At 62.6% G+C, this 16470-nt stretch carries 16 protein-coding genes and 1 tRNA gene; 5 read left to right on the top strand and 12 right to left on the bottom strand.

The genetic code is table 11. The annotated features are described in order from the left end of the window. The first annotated feature begins 51 nt into the window (after positions 1 to 51). Positions 52 to 1167 (top strand): type III polyketide synthase, encoded by a 1116-nt coding sequence (locus tag F0P96_RS09890; protein ID WP_151078699.1) that lies wholly within the window; start codon positions 52 to 54, stop codon positions 1165 to 1167. Continuing rightward, positions 1160 to 1894: a methyltransferase domain-containing protein gene (locus F0P96_RS09895; RefSeq protein WP_151078700.1), complete on the top strand. Its 735-nt coding sequence runs from the start codon at positions 1160 to 1162 to the stop codon at positions 1892 to 1894. The genes F0P96_RS09890 and F0P96_RS09895 overlap by 8 nt, the downstream gene beginning before the upstream one ends. A gap of 15 nt (positions 1895 to 1909) precedes the next feature. On the opposite strand, the gene F0P96_RS09900 is transcribed toward F0P96_RS09895, so the two are convergent. Then, the gene (locus F0P96_RS09900) at positions 1910 to 2836 is read right to left on the bottom strand and encodes a histone deacetylase family protein (protein WP_235917445.1); all 927 of its coding nucleotides are present in this window, start codon (positions 2834 to 2836) and stop codon (positions 1910 to 1912) included. Positions 2837 to 3180: 344 nt separating this feature from the next. Beyond that, the gene (locus F0P96_RS09905; protein WP_151078701.1) at positions 3181 to 5160 is read right to left on the bottom strand and encodes a sensor histidine kinase; all 1980 of its coding nucleotides are present in this window, start codon (positions 5158 to 5160) and stop codon (positions 3181 to 3183) included. Between the two features lie 605 nt (positions 5161 to 5765). Between F0P96_RS09905 and F0P96_RS09910 the strand changes: the two genes are divergently transcribed. Continuing rightward, positions 5766 to 6224, top strand: a complete 459-nt coding sequence (locus tag F0P96_RS09910; RefSeq protein ID WP_151078702.1) for a hypothetical protein — start codon at positions 5766 to 5768, stop codon at positions 6222 to 6224. Between the two features lie 402 nt (positions 6225 to 6626). Here F0P96_RS09910 and F0P96_RS09915 read toward each other — a convergent pair. Then, positions 6627 to 6701 (bottom strand) — tRNA-Val (locus F0P96_RS09915). A 207-nt stretch (positions 6702 to 6908) separates the two neighbouring features. Between F0P96_RS09915 and F0P96_RS09920 the strand changes: the two genes are divergently transcribed. Next, the gene (locus F0P96_RS09920; RefSeq protein ID WP_160620239.1) at positions 6909 to 7586 is read left to right on the top strand and encodes a porin family protein; all 678 of its coding nucleotides are present in this window, start codon (positions 6909 to 6911) and stop codon (positions 7584 to 7586) included. 90 nt (positions 7587 to 7676) lie between these two features. After that, positions 7677 to 8174, top strand: coding sequence for a DUF6992 family protein (locus tag F0P96_RS09925; protein WP_151078704.1), 498 nt, complete (start codon positions 7677 to 7679; stop codon positions 8172 to 8174). A 69-nt stretch (positions 8175 to 8243) separates the two neighbouring features. Here F0P96_RS09925 and F0P96_RS09930 read toward each other — a convergent pair whose 3' ends face one another. From F0P96_RS09930 to F0P96_RS09970, 9 genes are all read right to left on the bottom strand, one after another. Further along, positions 8244 to 8816, bottom strand: a complete 573-nt coding sequence (locus F0P96_RS09930) for a type 1 glutamine amidotransferase domain-containing protein (protein ID WP_151078705.1) — start codon at positions 8814 to 8816, stop codon at positions 8244 to 8246. A gap of 101 nt (positions 8817 to 8917) precedes the next feature. Beyond that, positions 8918 to 9451 carry an acyl-CoA thioesterase gene (locus F0P96_RS09935; protein WP_160620237.1) on the bottom strand — a complete coding sequence of 178 codons (534 nt, stop codon included), beginning with the start codon at positions 9449 to 9451 and terminating at the stop codon, positions 8918 to 8920. 55 nt (positions 9452 to 9506) lie between these two features. Continuing rightward, positions 9507 to 10694: a DUF3616 domain-containing protein gene (locus tag F0P96_RS09940; RefSeq protein ID WP_151078707.1), complete on the bottom strand. Its 1188-nt coding sequence runs from the start codon at positions 10692 to 10694 to the stop codon at positions 9507 to 9509. 87 nt (positions 10695 to 10781) lie between these two features. After that, positions 10782 to 11894, bottom strand: coding sequence for an efflux RND transporter periplasmic adaptor subunit (locus F0P96_RS09945; RefSeq protein WP_151078708.1), 1113 nt, complete (start codon positions 11892 to 11894; stop codon positions 10782 to 10784). Between the two features lie 112 nt (positions 11895 to 12006). Then, positions 12007 to 13248, bottom strand: coding sequence for an ABC transporter permease (locus tag F0P96_RS09950; RefSeq protein WP_151078709.1), 1242 nt, complete (start codon positions 13246 to 13248; stop codon positions 12007 to 12009). A 29-nt stretch (positions 13249 to 13277) separates the two neighbouring features. Continuing rightward, on the bottom strand, positions 13278 to 14522 hold the full coding sequence (locus F0P96_RS09955) for an ABC transporter permease (protein WP_151078710.1): 1245 nt from the start codon (positions 14520 to 14522) through the stop codon (positions 13278 to 13280). A gap of 85 nt (positions 14523 to 14607) precedes the next feature. Continuing rightward, a complete protein-coding gene (locus tag F0P96_RS09960) occupies positions 14608 to 15114 on the bottom strand; it encodes a hypothetical protein (protein ID WP_151078711.1) in 507 nt (168 codons plus the stop codon). Continuing rightward, positions 15111 to 15836, bottom strand: coding sequence for an ABC transporter ATP-binding protein (locus tag F0P96_RS09965; RefSeq protein ID WP_151078712.1), 726 nt, complete (start codon positions 15834 to 15836; stop codon positions 15111 to 15113). The genes F0P96_RS09960 and F0P96_RS09965 overlap by 4 nt, the downstream gene beginning before the upstream one ends. 124 nt (positions 15837 to 15960) lie before the next feature. After that, on the bottom strand, positions 15961 to 16377 hold the full coding sequence (locus F0P96_RS09970; protein WP_151078713.1) for a hypothetical protein: 417 nt from the start codon (positions 16375 to 16377) through the stop codon (positions 15961 to 15963). Positions 16378 to 16470: the final 93 nt, after the last annotated feature.

Consider the following 16470-nt stretch of genomic DNA (forward strand, 5'->3'; position numbering starts at 1 on the left):
TGCTGCATCGGGTGAAGGCCAAGTGGCAGCTTTTTGCGTATACTGCCTCCAATGACCACCAGCTACCTTAGCGCCATCGGCACCGCCACGCCGGCGCACCGCTTGCCCCAACCACAGATTGCCGATTTTATGGCCCGCGCCCACGGCATGGACGAAACGGGCGCGCGCAAGCTGCGGGCCATCTACCGCATGTCGGGAATTGGGTACCGCCACACGGTGCTACCCGATTACGGCCGGGAGCTGGGAGCCTTCACGTTTTTTCCGAATACGCCCGATCTGGAGCCGTTTCCTACGGTGGGCGCCCGCATGCGGGTGTACCGCCGCGAGGCCCTGCCGCTGGCCGCCGAAGCCATTCTCGATTGCCTCAAACACGCCCCGGAAGTAACGCCGGACAGCATTACGCACTTGGTATCGGTGAGCTGCACGGGCATGTACGCGCCGGGCCTCGATATCGAACTGGTGCAGCATCTGGGCCTGAGGCCCAACGTGCAGCGCACCTGCGTGAACTTCATGGGTTGCTATGCCGCTTTCAACGCCCTGAAACTCGCCGACGCTTTCTGCCGCGCCGATCCGCAGGCACGGGTGCTCATTGTGTGCACCGAGCTGTGTACACTGCATTTTCAAAAGCGCGAGGAAGAAGACCACTTGATTGCCAACGCGCTGTTTGGCGACGGCGCCTCGGCGGCACTGGTGCTGGGCCAGCCCGCCGCCGGCCGGCCCAATCTCGAGTTGGCCGCCTTCCATTGTGGCCTCGAGCCCGACGGGCAAGCCGACATGGCTTGGCACGTAAACGACTTCGGCTTTGAAATGACGCTGTCGAGCTACATTCCGCGCTTGGTGCGGCAGGGTATTCGCCAGCTGACCGAGGGCCTGCTGCGCCATTTGCCGGTGCGGCTGGCCGATGTGCGGCACTTTGCCATTCACCCCGGCGGGCGGCGCATTCTGGAGGCCATCGAGCAGGAACTGGGCCTCACACCGGCCGACAACCGCCACGCCTACCACGTGCTGCGGGAAGTGGGCAACCTGTCGTCGGCCACGGTGCTGTTCGTGCTGCGCGAGCTGCTGCAGACGCTGCACGCGGCCGAAGACGGCGCGCCGGTGCTCAGCTTTGCGTTTGGCCCCGGCCTCACGCTCGAAGCCATGTTGCTGCGCGTGGCCTATGCCTGATCTGGCGCACCGCTCCTCCAAGCCGGAGCTGATGGACGACCTGACGCTGGCTACCGACGCGTTGCGGCAGAATCTCGACGAGCTGGAAATCATCAATACGCGCCTGGGCGGCTACGCGCCAGTGCTGGACGCCTTGCAGCGCCTGCGGCCCGCGTTTGCGGCCGAGTCGGTTTTGCGGGTGGCCGATATCGGCTGCGGGGGCGGCGACATGCTGCGCCGGATGGCCCAGTGGGCCCGGCGGCGCGGCCAAAAGCTGGAGCTGATTGGCATCGACGCCAACGCCTTCATGCTGGAGTATGCCGCCGCCAAAAGCGTGTCGTACCCCGAAATCAGCTACCAACAGGCCGACGTGTTTGCCCCCGCGTTTCAGGCGCAGCGCTTCGATATCGTGTCGGCGAGTTTGTTCTGCCACCATTTCAGCGACGAGGAGCTTGTGGCGTTGCTGCAAGGCTGGGGGCGGCAGGCTACCGGCTACGTCATCATCAACGACCTGCACCGGCACTGGCTGGCCTACCACAGCATCAAGTGGCTGACGCGGCTGTTGGGCGGTTCCCACTTGGTGCGGCACGATGCCCCGCTGTCGGTGGCGCGGGCCTTCACGCGCGCCGACTGGGAGCGGCTGCTGGCCCGCGCCGGCATCGAGCACTACCGGTTGCGCTGGCGGTGGGCTTTCCGGTGGCAACTGGTGTACAGCGCCACGCCGGAGTTCAGCGTAGAAAAAGCCTAACGCACTAGGACACCGTTAAAACCACAGCTCCTGCGCTACTCGGAAGGTATTGGCGTGAGCTTCCACGATGTCGGCAATGCGCTCGGAGTAGCCGCCGCCCATGCAGACTACCACGGGCAGGCGGTGGCGGTGACACAGTTCCAGCACCAGCCGGTCGCGCTGGCGGCACCCCTCGCGGGTGAGGGCCAGCTTGCCGAGCTTGTCGGTAGCCAGCACATCGACGCCGCTGAGGTAGAACACAAAGTGCGGCTGGAACGCGTCGAGCAGGCGCGGCAGCGTATCGGCCAGCAGCTTCAGGTAGGTAGTGTCGTCGGTGCCGTCGGGCAGCGGCAGGTCGAGGTCGGAGTGCTCTTTGCGGGCGGGGTAATTGCGGGCTCCGTGCATCGAGAACGTAAACACGCGGGGCTCGTGGGCAAACAGCGCCGCCGTACCGTTACCTTGGTGCACGTCGAGGTCGACGATGAGCACCCGGCCAACACCTTCGTGGTGCAGCAAATAATGCGCGGCCACGGCTTGGTCGTTGAGCAGGCAAAACCCCTCGCCGCGGTCGGCAAACGCGTGGTGCGTGCCGCCGGCCACGTTCAGCGCCACGCCGGTGTGCAGGGCCAGCTTGGCGCATTGCACGGTGCCGCCCAAAATGGTGACTTCGCGCTGCACCAGCTGCTCCGACCACGGAAAGCCGGTAGCGCGTTCTTCGTGGCGCGTGAGCTGCCCATGCTGCAGCCGCTGCCAATAGGCGGCATCGTGCGGGCCCACGAAATACTTTTCGGGCAGCGGAATGGGGGCGAAGATGCTTTCTTCCACGAGGGTGCCTTCGCGCAGGAGCTGCTCGGGCAGCAGCTCGTACTTGAGCATGGGGAAGCGGTGGCCGGCGGGCAGCGGGTGGGCGTAGAGCGGGGCCCAGGCCACGGGCAGGGTTTTCGATGGATGCGGATGCGTCACGCGGGCTACAACCGAAAAACCTCGGCGCGGGTTGCGGCCGAAAAACAAGCAAGTAGCCCTGCATACTCTGCAAGGCTTTTTTGGTGAAACACGCGGGAGCCGGTGGGCGCGGGCCTGCGGTGTTTGCTCAGGGGCAATGCCCGCTGGGCAGTCCTCGCGGTGCCGTTGGTTTCCTCGGTTGCGTGTGCTGTGTGGCAATATGGTCAAGTCGCCAACAATGCAGGGGCTTGCCTGCGGCGGGACGCAGACCCGCATTTTCTCTTGGGTCATTCAGCGGCGGAGCGTGCCCCTCGTGTGGTGGACGCGGCGCAGGCCTATGCCTTCCTCTGACCGGTTTGGGTAGGTCAGGCGCGGCCTAAAAAGACGTGGAACGTGGCACCTTGGCCTATCTGGCTTTCCACAACGATGCGCCCGCCGTTGGCCTCCACGAGGCGGTTGACCAAGTACAGGCCCACGCCCGTACCGGCCGTGTGCGTATGGAAGCGGCGGAACAGATGAAACAACTCGGAGCCGTATTTGGCGGCATCCACGCCCACGCCGTTGTCGGTTACCACGAGCACGGGCTGCCCGGCCTCTTGCCGGATGGCAAGATGGATGCGGGCCGCCCGCGTGGGGTCGGCGCATTTGAGGGCGTTGTCAAGCAGGTTGAGCAGTATCGTTCGGAGGCTGCTGCGGTTGAACGACACCGTCGGTCGGGCGGCAAAATCGGTGGTGATGCGGGCTTGCGCGCTTCGCACCTGCGGCTCGAGGGTGATGAGTACTTCCTCCGTCAGGTCCTGCCACGACACCGGTTCGGCGGGCAGCGTGCTGGTGTGCTGGGCTTGCCCGAGCGTAGCCAAATCGTCGATGGTGGTGCGCAGGTGGCGCAGCGCGTCATCGATCATGGGCACGAGTAATTGTTCCTCCGCGGGGTCGGCGAAGCGGCTGCCGCGCCGCACTTCGGCCCACAGCCCGGCCAGGTTGTCGACGGGCTGCTTGAGGTCGTGGCTGGCGGCGTACACGAAGTTGTCCAGGTCCTGGTTGGTGCGGGTCAGCCGCGCGTTGGCGTGCTTCAGGTCCGTAATGTCGATAGCCGAACCCACGTAGCCGTACAGCTCACCGTTGGGGTAAAAGCTCGGCGCGCCCTGCGCCAGCAGCCAGCGGTACTGCCCGTCGTGGCGGCGCATGCGGTGCTCCAGCGTATACAACGCGCCGGTGCGGATGGCCTCGGCCAGCGTGTGTTGGGCCAGTTCAAGCTCCTCGGGATGCAGGTACGCCGACCAGCCCGTAGCCACGTATTGTTCCAGGCTCACGCCCACAAAATCCAGAAATGCCTGGTTGGCGTAGCGAATGGTCGTATCCGGATTGACGGCCCACACCTGGTTGGGCGCGGCGTCGGCCATGATGCGGAAGCGTGCCTCACTTTCCTGCAGCGCGGCCGTGCGTTCCTGCACCCGGGTTTCCAGTTCCTGGTTCAGTTGCTCCACCTGCTGACGGGCCTGTACCACGTCGGTCACGTCGTAGGAGAAGTTGAGCACGCCGGTGACCCGGTCTTGGGCGTCGCGCAAGGGCAGGAAAAAGAAATCGTAATATGCTTGGTCCATCCGGCCGGTGCGGGTAAAATCGGCCTGCACAGGCAGTCCAGCCGCCACAAAAGGTTCGCCGGTCTGGTACACGCGCTCCAGCACATCGAGAATACCGTGGTCGGCCAACTCGGGCCAGACCACGCGAATGGGCTGCCCCAGCAGCTCGCGCCCGTTCGCAATACGCTCGTAGTGGGGGTTGACGAAAGTAAACACCAACCCGGGACCCTCGTGCACTGCTACGTGGGCCGGCAGCTGCATGAGCACCTCGTAAAACCGCTGGCGCTGGGTTTCGGCGTCGGCGCGGGCTGCCTGCTCGCGGGCCTGGCTTTCGCGCAGGGCCACTTCCACGGGGGAGCGGGGCTGGTCGGCCGTGTCGGTGAAGCTGACCCAGAGCCCGTCGCCGGAGCGGCGGGCGGCCAGGCGGTAGTAGTTGTCGTAGCCGTCGGCCTGGTAGTTGATGTTGTACTCGCGGGGCTCCCCCGTCACGTAGGCCGCCACGTGGAAATCGAAGGTGCCGTGGGCCTTGCTGTGGGGCCACTGCTCGTTGTGGGTCACGGCGGGCACCTCCGGCATGCCCATCATGCGCTGGGCCGCGGGGTTGAGGTACTCGAAGCGGAAGTCCACAATCGCGCCCGAGCCGGCCGGGTCGTAGATGGGGGTATAAAAGATTACGCCGGTCATCGACACGGCCAGCAAATCGGCGAGCAACCCGTCGGCGGGCAGGGAGCGAAGCGGCTGAGGAACCGGCGTAGCGGGCATAACAGGAGTTTCGGGCCTTCTAAATACGCATTATTGTAGCAGTATTTGAGTGAAACCCAGTCCACGAGCAGCTGCCGAAGAGCAGGAGGCGCGCGGGCTACAACCACAAAAAACAGGGCGGGGCGCGGCCAAAAAAGCGCGCAACCCGCCCTGCGGTAGCAGAACGGGTTGTCGAGCACGAAGCATAATGCTCACAGTGTTTTTGTTATTGCTGCTATGCTGACGACGCGTAGAAAGCATGTTCCTAGAAACCTGCTTATACTTTGATGAGGAACTTTAACTCTCGCTGTAGGCAGCCGCGCTTACTACGCGTACTTATTCCCGTATTTCGCTTGTGTTGGTCGTTGACGAGCAAGACGCCTTCAAACCGAAACGTATGAGCGTCCTTTCACTTTACACTTCAACTACTAAAGCCTAAGCACGTTGGTGCGATGGGTGATGATCTACACGGCCTTGCTTCGGCTTAGCTTTCGGCTGATGTTGCTGAGGCGGTTGTTATAGCAAAACACCTGAGGCAACCTTCGAGTCCTACCAACGTTTGGACCGTTCTTTGCCTGTATCAACGTAGGTAAGCTTCTTGCCTAGTCCAATCCATCGACTTTCCCATGAAAACAGCCATCCAAAAATTCTCCGCCCTTCTCCTATTGATCGGCGCCACACTGAGTGGTAGCACCGTGCTGGCTCAGCAATCTGTACGTACCGCTGTGCAACAAGGCAACGGAGCCTTCGTGCACAAAACGGATAAAGTGTACTGCATCGGCAACACCGCACTGGGCATCCCGGGCTTGGCTCCCTCGGAATGCATCAACATGACCCAGACTAAGTTTGTCATTACTCCCTCGGGTAACTCCATATCTGTGTTAGAAGGCACCCTGCCGGCCAATGTGCCTCGCCCCGCCCAGCGTGTGGTGTTCAACTCCACCTACACAGAAACAGCTGAAGGGCCCACCAAAGGCCGTGTATACGACACGGTCGCCATTACCGAACCCGATGGTCGCGTTACTTATACCGGTACCCTGAAGGGGAACGATAAAGGCAACGGAAAGGGTAAGGGCAAGAAGTAATCCTTATTTGCCCGCAAAAGCGCCTGCTGACATCAGTCAGCAGGCGCTTTTTTCATTGGTCAATATTGTAGTACACCCGCGCTGACACTCACCTACCACTCCTTCTTTCGTTTCCTTTCGATGACCAACCTGCCCCTGGCAGGTCAAAAATCTTTTTCAAGTGACGCGCTAAAAGGAAGAATCTGCCGTCAATCTGTAGTACCAGATGCCCGGCAGCTTTTTGCCGAGAGGTAGTACAACCGGTTCGAAAACTGAGTTTGCCAGCTTCGATGGTATAGAGAACAACGCGCTCTATGTTTAACCGCCCCCTGTATATCGGAACGATAATTAAAATGGTGGGTGTATTAAAGAAACGTCGTGATAAATAAAAAAGCCCTTGCGCATTCCACAAGGGCTTTTTCGTGAAGCGTACTGGACTCGAACCAGTGACCTCCACCGTGTCAGGGTGGCGCTCTGAACCAACTGAGCTAACGCTCCGGCACGCGCCGCCGAGTGGCGGCCGGAAGCCGCAAAGATAGGCGGGGCCGTTGAGATGCCCTAAGCACCCCGTCAGGAAAATTTTGCATCCTGCCGCCTTCGGGCGCAACCCGCGCCGCCCCCGGCAAGTATAGTCGTTTGCGAATGACGCCGACGCCCGCTGCATTGCGCGGCGCACCCGCACCATCCTCAGACCTACCTACCACCATGAAAAAAATTGCACTCCTGTTTTCCCTGTGCGGACTCTTAAGCATTGGCGCACACGCCCAGCACGGCGTAGAAGGCATTCGTAAGTCCACCGACTACCAGACCACGCCCGAGTCGCGCAACAACGGCTTCGGCATCAAAGGCGGCTGGAGCTCCTCCGACTTCCGCGGCGACGACAAAGGCAACTATACCAACGACGCCAACCGCCAGAATTTCCACGCCGGCTTCTACTACCAGTTTGGCCTCTCGCCCAAAGCGTCCATCCAATCGGAGGCGCTGTACAGCCGCCAGGGCTTCAAAGCGGCCTCTACCTACCGCGCCAACACGGCTACCTACGAAACCCAGCTGGATTACCTGCAGGTGCCCGTCATGTTTGTCTACAACTTCGTCGACAACGTGAGCATTCACGTGGGGCCGCAGGTGTCGCTGCTCGTGAACGTGAAGGAGAATAAGAAGGCCGTGAACATTGCCGACAAGAACTACAACTCCTTGGACTACGGCGGGGTATTTGGCGTGGAAGGCCGCGTGGGCCCGGCCCGCGTGGGCGGCCGCTACGTGCTGGGCCTGGCCGACATCTACAACGACGCGAAAAGCGACTCGCCGGCCAACTTCGACAAGCTCGACAACATCAAGAACGGCGTCATTCAGGTGTACGTCGGCATCGGCTTCTCGCAGTAGACCACCCGATTTTGCTGGTAACGAAGAAGCCTGCGCCCCGCGCGGGCTTCTTTTTTGTGCCGAAGTTGCATTGCCGTAACCCGCTTCGCTATGCCTGCCGCCTCCGTGCTCGACGCCCTCAACTACCACCGCGAAACGCTGGCCCAGCAGGGCATGGGCGTGCTGGGCTTGTGGGCGCTGCTGAATTTGGTGGTGAGCGGCTGGCTGGTGGCCCGCGTGCCGCGCCGGCAGGAGCCCTACTATTTCCACCAAATGAACGTGGGCTGGGCCATGGTGAACGTAACGCTGGCCGTGCTGGGCATTTTGCGCGCCCGGCCGCTGCACGTAGCCGGCCTTTCGCTGGCCGACAGCCTGGCTGCGCAGTCGTCGTTCGAGAGCATTCTGCTGGTCAACGTGGGCCTGGATGTGGCCTATGTGGTAACGGGTGCGTGGCTGCGGGCCCGCGCCATACAAGCCGAGCACCCCAACCGGCTGCTGGGCTTCGGCCGCTCGCTGTGGGTGCAAGGCGGTTTTCTGTTCGTGTTCGATGCTGCGCTGTATTTCGTCTACCACCGCTATGCGGCCGAGCTGCTGGCCTTGGTGCCGTAATGCCGGCACGCAGAAACGCCCCGCCAGCCGAAGCCAGCGGGGCGTTTGCTACTTAGGGTTGGGCGGCTGCTACGAACGCGGCGCGTGCTTGCCTTCCAGAATTTCCTCGGTAATCTTCTTGTTGAAGGCCGGAATATCCTCGGGTTTGCGGCTGGTGATAAGCCCTTTGTCGACCACCACTTCCTGGTCGATCCAGTGGGCGCCGGCATTTTTCAGGTCGGTTTGCAGGCTGGGCCAGCTGGTCATTTGCTTGCCGCGCACGAGCCCGGTTTCGATGAGCGTCCAGGGGCCGTGGCAGATGGCGGCCACCACCTTGCCCGAGCGCATGAAGTCGCCCACGAAGCTCACGACTTTGGGCTCGATGCGCAGCTTGTCGGGGTTGATCTGGCCACCGGGCAATACCACGGCGTCGTAGTCGGCCGCCTGCACTTCGTCGATGGTTTTGTCGACGTCGACTTTGTCGCCCCAGTCGGTTTTGGCCCAGCCCTTAATCGAGCCGCTTTTCAGCGACACCACGTGGGTTTCGGCGCCTTGGTCTTCGAGGTATTTCTTGGGCTCTTCCAGCTCCGATTGCTCGAAGCCGTCGGTGGCCACAATGGCTATTTTCTTGCCTTTGAGTTTGTCGCTGCCAAAAATGCTCATGGTGTGGGTGGTTGTGGTGAAACGGGATAAAACAAACAGCCGGAACCACCCACGGCGGGGTTGGCTCCGGCTGTTTGCTAACGCAAAGCGCGGTGGCGGGGTTATTCTTCGGGCTGGCCGGCGCGCTTGCGCTGGGCTTTGAAATGCTGCCGCAGCGTGCGTATCCGTTCGTCGAAGCCGTCGGGCTCGTACTCAATTTCGTTCACATCGAGCCCTTCCAGCATGTCCATCAGGGCGTCGGAGTGGTCGGCGCGGCGGCCGGTGGTCAGGTCCAAAAACGCCATTTCCGACCACAGCAGGGCTTTCAACCGCAGCCCGTCGTGGTCGAGCATCTGCATTTCCACCACCAAGGAAGTGTTGTCGAAGTGAATGAGCTGGGTACGGATGAGCACCTCATCGGCGTGGTTGGCCGGTTTCAGGTAGCTGATCTGGTGCTTGGTGATGACCCAAGCGGCGCGCTGCTCCCGGGCCAGCTGGCCCAGGTTGAGGGCGTAGTGCTTGGTGGTGTGGTCTTCGCGGGCGTTGAGGAAGTAGTCGAGGTAGCGGGCGTTATTGAGGTGGCCCAGTTGGTCGCAATCCTGGAAATAGATGCGGTGGCGCGACTCGGGCGTCTTGACCAAAGGTGTGTCGGACATAAAGAAAGCAGCTGAAAAGTGCGGCAAAGTACGCGGTTCGCCTTTCCGCATTGCGCTACTGCCCGCCCGCAGCCGACGGCCGGGCGCGGCGCGTGGTAGCGGCCGGCCGGGCACTGCGCTTGGCGGCGGGGGCAGCCGGTTCGGCGGTGAGCGGGTAGCAGTCGGCCAGCACATCGTGGGCGCCCACGTGGCGCGGCTTGGCCGGGCTGTCGAAGGTGATGAGGATGTGCTGCGCGTCGAGCAGGGCCATGCCTTCGGCGCGGTCCTGGCCGGCGGTGGGGCCAAAGCCGTGCGGCACGTCGAACAGGCGCCGGAGCTGTTGGTGGCTCACCAGACTGTCGGTGGTGTGCTGCAAGGCGCCGGGCCAGCAATACACGGCAATGGTGCCGTCGAGGTCCATGGTGGGGCCGGCCAGCAGGTAGAGGTCGTTGCCCACGCAGCGCAGCTCGCGCAGGCCCATGCCGCCGAGGTCGAGGAAATGCTTGCGGTAGTAGGTGTGCTCGGCGCCGGGTATTTTGCCCAGCTTCAGCCGCCCGCGGCGCTTGCCGGCTTTGACGCGCAGCTCCAGCACCACGGCCCAGCCGCGCACCACCGGCCCGCGCAGGCCCACAAACAGCCGCCCGCCTTCGGCCGCAGCCAGGCCTTCGATGTCGAAGCCGTTTTCCTTGCTCGGTACTTTCAGAAACGGCCCCAGGTGCGGGTCGTGGGCCAGGGCCCGCGCCAGGGCGCGGCGGCCCAGGCGGGCGGCGCGGCGCAGGCGGCCTTCTTTGCCGGGGCGGGGCGCTTTTTTGTGCAGCTCGTAGTCCTCGGTGTCGGCGTTCTGCACCAGCGGAATGCGCGCCAGCAGGAAACGGTTGGCGTCGGCCTGCACCTTGGTCAGCTCCTTGATGCCCTCAGCCACGCCCGAATTGTCGTCGGGCTGCTTGCGGCAGAGGCTGTGCGAACCGATGACCCACAAATACCCGTCGCATTCGGCCAGGCCTTCGATGTCGGCCTCGGCGGCTTCGTCGGGGTCGGGCATGTCGAGGAAGTCGCCGAGGCGGAACGTGGTGTGCTGCCCAAAGCGGTGGCCGGTGGCGGCCAGGCGCAGGCGCTCCACGTTGGCGGTTTCGTCGCCGGCCAGCCACAGGTTGTCGCCCGTGCGCAGCGCCGACGACAGCCCGTCGCGCAGCTCTTTGCCTTTGCGGAGTGTAGCCAGTTTGGCGTCGAAGTGCAGGGTGTAGGGCGCGGGGCGAGGGGACATAGCAGTAGGCCGTTGAGCGGGGAACGGTATGCATACGCAAGCCCGGCCGGCAATGGCGCGAAATGCGCATCGCCCCCCGCCGTCCGCTTAGCCTTTCTTGGCTTTGTCGTCGGTCGGCCCGAGCACTTTCAGCTTGTCGTCTTTGCCAATGCCCGACACGATTTCTACGTTGATACCGTCGCTGATGCCGGTTTTCACCAGCTTCTTCTGAAACTGCTGCGGCGCAGTTTCCACTTCCACAAACACGCTGTCTTTGTTCAGCTTGCCGAACTGCAGCAGGCTTTCTTTGATGGCCAGCACCTGCAGTTTTTTGTCGAGCACAATGTCGCCGTTGGCCGAGTAGCCGGCCCGCAGAAACGCGCCGGGCTGGGGCGTCACCTTGGCCCGCACCTGAAACTTGATGGCGCCTTCCTCGGTCACGCCTTTCGGGGCAATGTATTCGAGCGTGGCCGGAAACGTCTTGCCTTCGATGGCGCCCACGGTCAGCGAAATGGGCATGCCTTCGCGCACTTTGCCGGCTTCGCTCTCGTCGATTTTGCCCTCAAACACGAGGCTGTTCATGTCGGCCACGGTGGCCATGGTCGTGCCCTCGTTGAAGTTGTTGCGCTCCACCACCGACGAACCGACTTTGATGGGCACATCGAGCAGCATGCCGGTGATGGTGGAGCGCACCACGTTGGTGGCGCCGCCGGTGTTGCGCGACGAGCCGCGCTGGGCAATCTGCAGGTCGTTTTCGGCGGCCGTGAGGGCCTGCTGCTTGGCGCGCACGTCGGCCACGAGGCGGTTGAATTCCTGCTGGGCAATGACTTTCTGCTCGAACAACGGCCGCTGCTGCTCCAGCTCCTGCCGGCTGGTTTCCAGCGCCACCCGCGCCTGCTGAATCTGGTTTTGGGCGCTGTTCACGCTGCCGGCATTGGCCACCGTGCGGATGCGCGCAATCAGCTGGCCTTCCTGCACGGTCTGGCCGGCCTCCACGTACAGCTCCTCCACAATGCCCGACACCTGTGGCTTGATCAGGATTTCGCGGCGCGGCACAATGCTGCCCGTGGCCACGGTTTTCTTGGTGATGTCGGCCACGAAGGGTTTTTCGATTTTGTAGGTGACGGGGTCGGCGTGGGCTTGCAGGTAGAAATAGCGGCCCAGCCAGCCAAAGCCACCCAACAGCAGCGCCAGCAGCAAGAAGAAGAAAATGCGTTTCATAGGTCGGTTGCGGGTTGTCGGTTGCGAGTTGCGGGTTGCCGGTTGTCAGGAGCGGTTTTGGGTGGGCAGTCAGCATGAACGGACATCTGGCCACTCGCACCCGGCAACGGAATCATTCGTCGCGCAGGGCCACCACGGGCTGCACGCGGGCGGCAATGGTGGCCGGCACCAGCCCGGCCAGCGCCCCGCACACCACCAGCATGACCACGGCCGTGAGGGCCACCTGCACGTCCACCTGCGGGTTGTAGAAAAAGTTGATGTCCTGGCCCTCAATGAGCTTGCTGATGCCAGCCATGAGTGCCGTGCCGAAGAGCAGCCCCAGCAGCCCCGCCGCGGCCGTAATGACGATGCTTTCCTGCACGATCATGCTCACGATGCTGCCCGGTGTGGCGCCCATGGCTTTCCGAATGCCGATTTCCTTGGTGCGTTCCTTCACCACGATGAGCATGATGTTGCTCACCCCGATAATGCCCGCCACGATGGTGCCCAGGCTCACCCACCAGCTAAAGCCTGCAATGCCCAGGAACAGGCCCTGCACCCGGGCGTATTCTTCCTCCACGTTGGCCGAGCCGAAAGCCCGCACGTCGGTGGGCGAGACTTTGTGCTGCTGGGCCAGCACCGCTTTTACTTTTGTTTCGACCACCTTGGCCGGCGTGCCGGTTTTGGGCAGAAAGGCGAAGTAGTCGATTTTGTTGACTTGATTAAAGGCAATCTGCAGGGTGGTGAGCGGGATGAAAATCGTCTGGGCATCTTCCTGCGCTTCTTCCTGCTTGCCGGTACCCCGGAACACGCCAATCACGCGGAAAAACGTGCCTTTGATGCGGATGTACTGCCCGATGGGCTCGTCCTTGCCAAACAGCACCTCGGCCACGCGCGCGCCAATGACGGCCACCTTGCGCCGCTCGCGCAGGTCGGGTTCGTTCACGAAGCGCCCCGCCGTGAGGGCTACTGGGCGCACCTGCGGGTAGCCGGGGTACTCGCCGTTCACCGAAAACGACGAGCTTTTGGGGCCTCGCTGCACCGTGAAGGTGCCGTGCAGCGAGGTGCGCGGCAGCACCAGCGCGGCCTCGGGCACCTCGCGCTGCAGGGCCGCCACGTCGTCGTTGGTAAACTGCACGTTGCGCCCCGGCTTCATGCCCAGGTACGGCTCACTAGTGCGCTGCGACCACACAAAAATGGCGTTTTTGGCCACGTCGAATTCCTTTTCGACGCCGTTGCGGAAGCCCTTGCCCGCGCCCAGCAGCACCACCAGCATGAAAATGCCCCAGAACACGCCAAACGCGGTCAGCCCGGTGCGCAGCTTGTGCCGCCGCACCGTGCTCCAGATTTCGCTCCATTTGTCGAGGTCGAACATGGCTGTGGGGGAAAGAAGTGTGCGGAGCGTTATTCGGCCCGCAGGGCATCAATGGGCTTGATATTGGCCGCTTTCATGGCCGGCACGAAGCCGGCGAAGGCGCCGGCTACCACCAGCAGCAGGGTGGCGCCCAAGGCCACGCTCACGTTCACCTCGGGGCGGGTGAAGTACGGCAGCTCGGCCCCCGATTTTTCGATGGCGTAGCGCATGCCGTCGAGCAGGGCCACGCCGGCCAGCAAACCCAGGTAGCCGGAGAGGCCAGTAATGACGATGCTTTCCTGCACAATCATGCCCACGATGCTCCAGGGCGTGGCCCCAATGGCCTTGCGCACGCCGATTTCGCGGGTGCGCTCCTGCACGATGATGAGCATGATGTTGCTCACGCCCACCACGCCCGCAATGAGGGTAAGCACACCGATGACGGACACGAACAGCTTGATGCCGTTGAACAGCCCCTGGAAGCGCGCCACTTCTTCCTCGTTGTTGTTCAGCTCCAGCGCCTGCTTGTCGGCTGGGTCGAACTGGTGGCGGCTGGCCAGCAGGCGGCGCACCTGGTCTTCCAACTGCTTCACCGGCAGGCCCGAGCGGGTGCTCAGGCCCATCAGTTGCACCTGGTTGTATTGATTGAAGGTGCTCTGGAAGGTGCTGAACGGCACGTAGGCGCGCTCCTCGTTGCGGCCCTGGTTGTCGTTGGTCCAGAACGTGCCCACAATCTGGAAAAACACGCCCTTCACCTGCACATACTGGCCGACGGGGTTTTCGTCGTCCTTAAACAGCACCTTGCGCACCCGCTCGCCAATGACCATCACCTTGCGCCGTTCGGCAATGTCTAAAGGGCTTAGCAGGCGGCCTTTTTTCACTTGCTCGCCATTCAGCGGGAAAAACTCGGCATTGGCCCCGAACACCTGAAACGAGCCGTTTTTGGTGCCCCGCACAATGGTGTATTCGCCCGATAGGCGGTTGCGCGTGGCCAACATTTCCACCCCGTCGATGCGCTGCCGGATGGCCTCTAGGTCGTCGTTGGTGAACTTGATTTCGCGGCCTGGCTTGAGACCCTGCCACGGCAGCGCGGTTTTGCCGCCGTAGATGAACAGGCTGTTTTGGGCGCCCGCGCCAAACTCTTTCCAAATGCCGTTTTCCATGCCCTTGCCCGCGCCCAGCAAGAGCACCAGCATGAAGATGCCCCAGAACACGCCAAACGCCGTGAGGCCGGTGCGCAGCTTGTTGCGGCTCATCGTGCCCAGGATTTCCTGCCACTTATCGAGGTCGAACATGGACCGCAGATTCTAACGGATTAAACGGATTTCACAGATGCGACCGGCGCGGGCTGCCCGTCGTCACCGGGGGCCTCGGCAGCGGTTAGCGGCAGCTTTGGCGCACGCGCTCTAGGCGGGCCACCACGTCGCGCACCACGCGCTCATCGGTGGTGAACAGGGGCAGCTCGAAGCTGGTGGAACCGCTCTTGCGCACGCGCTTGATCTTGACTTCGTAGGGCGCGTCGTCTTTGTCTTTGTTACGCTCGTAGGTGAGCGACTCCACTTCGCGCCATTCAAAATCCAGGATCAGCTCAAACTTGCCGTTGGCCACTTTGGCGGCCCAGCCGGCTTCGCCACCCTTGTTGTAGCTCACCGAAATGGGGGCCGAGGTTTGGGTGTCGGAGTCGTTGTCGCGGATGGTTTGGGTGGCGTGGCAGCCCTGCAGGTCCAGGCGGATTTCCTGCTTGGGTTTGGCCGGGTCGCGCATCAGCTTGTTGATGTGCTGCTCCAGGGCCTGCGCCTCGGTAAGCGGCTTGGCTTTGGCGGTGGTTTGGGCGCTGGCTGTGCCCACGCAAAAAGCGGCCACGGCGGCCAGGATCAACGATTTCATAACGGTAGGGAAGAAGGGTTGGGGTGCAGAGAAATGACCGGCGTTTCGTCGGCGTGGTCGCTCACGATGAGCCCGTCGCTGATGCGGATGATGCGCTGGGTTTGGGCAGCTATGTCGTGCTCGTGGGTGACGATGATGACCGTCATGCCCTCGGCATTCACCTGCTTGAAGATGTCCATCACCTCCTGCGTGGTGGTGGTGTCGAGGGCGCCGGTGGGCTCGTCGGCCAGAATGAGCTTGGGCTGGTGAATGAGGGCGCGGGCCAGGGCCACGCGCTGGCGCTGCCCGCCCGACAGCTCGCCCGGCAGGTGGTCGGCGCGGTCGGCGAGGCCCACGCGGTCGAGGTATTCGAGGGCAAGGCGGTTTCGCTCGCGGCGGCTCACTTGCTGGTAGTAAAGCGGCAGGGCCACATTTTCGAGGGCCGATTTGAAGTTCAGCAGGTTAAACGACTGAAAGACGAACCCTAGAAACTGGTTGCGGTACTGCGCGGCTTTGCGCTGCGAAAGGCCCTTGTCGATGCGCGTGCCGGCCAGCCAGTACTCGCCCGCGTCGTAGTCGTCGAGGATGCCCAGGATGTTGAGCAGCGTGCTTTTGCCCGAGCCCGATGAGCCCATGATGCTTACCAACTCGCCGGCTTGCACCTCTACGTCGATGCCCTTCAGCACTTGCAGCCGATTGTGGCCCATGACGTAGCTTTTCTCGATTCCGCGCAGTTGAATCATGGCCCGTCCGCAGTTGCTTTAAGGTACAGAAAAATGCTGGTGCCGGCCCCCGCGCGGTAGCGGCGGGCCTACACCAGCATCAGATGCGGGGCGGGGCGAAAGGGTTGCCCGGGCGGGGCGGTTATTATTTCTGCTGCTGTTCGCGCAGTTTCTGCTGAATTTGGGGTTTGCGCTGCTGGTAGAGCTTGTACTGCGCGGCCGTCATGGCCTGCTTGAGTTGCGCCTCGGAGCTGGCGTTGATTTGCTTGAGGGCCGTCATCAGGCCGGTTTTGTTGTCGCCAAATTTCTTCTGGGCGGCGTTTACCTGCTCCACGGTACCGGTCAGAATCTGGCGCACACGCAGCACCTGGTCGTCGCGCAGCTGCAACTCCTCGGCCATTACCGAGGCTAAGTCGCGGGCGTTTTCGCGGCGGATTTCTTCGGGTTTGCGGGTTTCAACGGGTGTGCTGGCGGCCTCGTTTTTGGCGCGCTTGTGCCGGGCGCAGCCCACCGACAGCGTGGCGAAAACCAGCAGCATCAGCAGGCAAGTACGAAATGACATACGGGCGAAGGGGTAAGGGTGTGCGCCTGCATACGCGAAAAGCGCGGCAATAGTCAACGCGGGATACATACGCGTCGGGCCGATTTGCCTTTT

The sequence above is a fragment of the Hymenobacter busanensis genome (assembly GCF_008727865.1).
GTDB lineage: Bacteria > Bacteroidota > Bacteroidia > Cytophagales > Hymenobacteraceae > Solirubrum > Solirubrum busanense.

Bases quoted from the DNA above. Each gene is read 5' to 3' on its own strand.
- F0P96_RS09910 (WP_151078702.1), top strand. From the start codon at position 5,766: ATGAAAACAGCCATCCAAAAATTCTCCGCCCTTCTCCTATTGATCGGC.
- F0P96_RS09970 (WP_151078713.1), bottom strand. From the start codon at position 16,377: ATGTCATTTCGTACTTGCCTGCTGATGCTGCTGGTTTTCGCCACGCTG.
- F0P96_RS09960 (WP_151078711.1), bottom strand. From the start codon at position 15,114: ATGAAATCGTTGATCCTGGCCGCCGTGGCCGCTTTTTGCGTGGGCACA.
- F0P96_RS09925 (WP_151078704.1), top strand. From the start codon at position 7,677: ATGCCTGCCGCCTCCGTGCTCGACGCCCTCAACTACCACCGCGAAACG.
- F0P96_RS09890 (WP_151078699.1), top strand. From the start codon at position 52: ATGACCACCAGCTACCTTAGCGCCATCGGCACCGCCACGCCGGCGCAC.
- F0P96_RS09935 (WP_160620237.1), bottom strand. From the start codon at position 9,451: ATGTCCGACACACCTTTGGTCAAGACGCCCGAGTCGCGCCACCGCATC.
- F0P96_RS09955 (WP_151078710.1), bottom strand. From the start codon at position 14,522: ATGTTCGACCTCGATAAGTGGCAGGAAATCCTGGGCACGATGAGCCGC.
- F0P96_RS09945 (WP_151078708.1), bottom strand. From the start codon at position 11,894: ATGAAACGCATTTTCTTCTTCTTGCTGCTGGCGCTGCTGTTGGGTGGC.
- F0P96_RS09920 (WP_160620239.1), top strand. From the start codon at position 6,909: ATGAAAAAAATTGCACTCCTGTTTTCCCTGTGCGGACTCTTAAGCATT.
- F0P96_RS09905 (WP_151078701.1), bottom strand. From the start codon at position 5,160: ATGCCCGCTACGCCGGTTCCTCAGCCGCTTCGCTCCCTGCCCGCCGAC.
- F0P96_RS09940 (WP_151078707.1), bottom strand. From the start codon at position 10,694: ATGTCCCCTCGCCCCGCGCCCTACACCCTGCACTTCGACGCCAAACTG.
- F0P96_RS09965 (WP_151078712.1), bottom strand. From the start codon at position 15,836: ATGATTCAACTGCGCGGAATCGAGAAAAGCTACGTCATGGGCCACAAT.
- F0P96_RS09930 (WP_151078705.1), bottom strand. From the start codon at position 8,816: ATGAGCATTTTTGGCAGCGACAAACTCAAAGGCAAGAAAATAGCCATT.
- F0P96_RS09895 (WP_151078700.1), top strand. From the start codon at position 1,160: ATGCCTGATCTGGCGCACCGCTCCTCCAAGCCGGAGCTGATGGACGAC.
- F0P96_RS09950 (WP_151078709.1), bottom strand. From the start codon at position 13,248: ATGTTCGACCTCGACAAATGGAGCGAAATCTGGAGCACGGTGCGGCGG.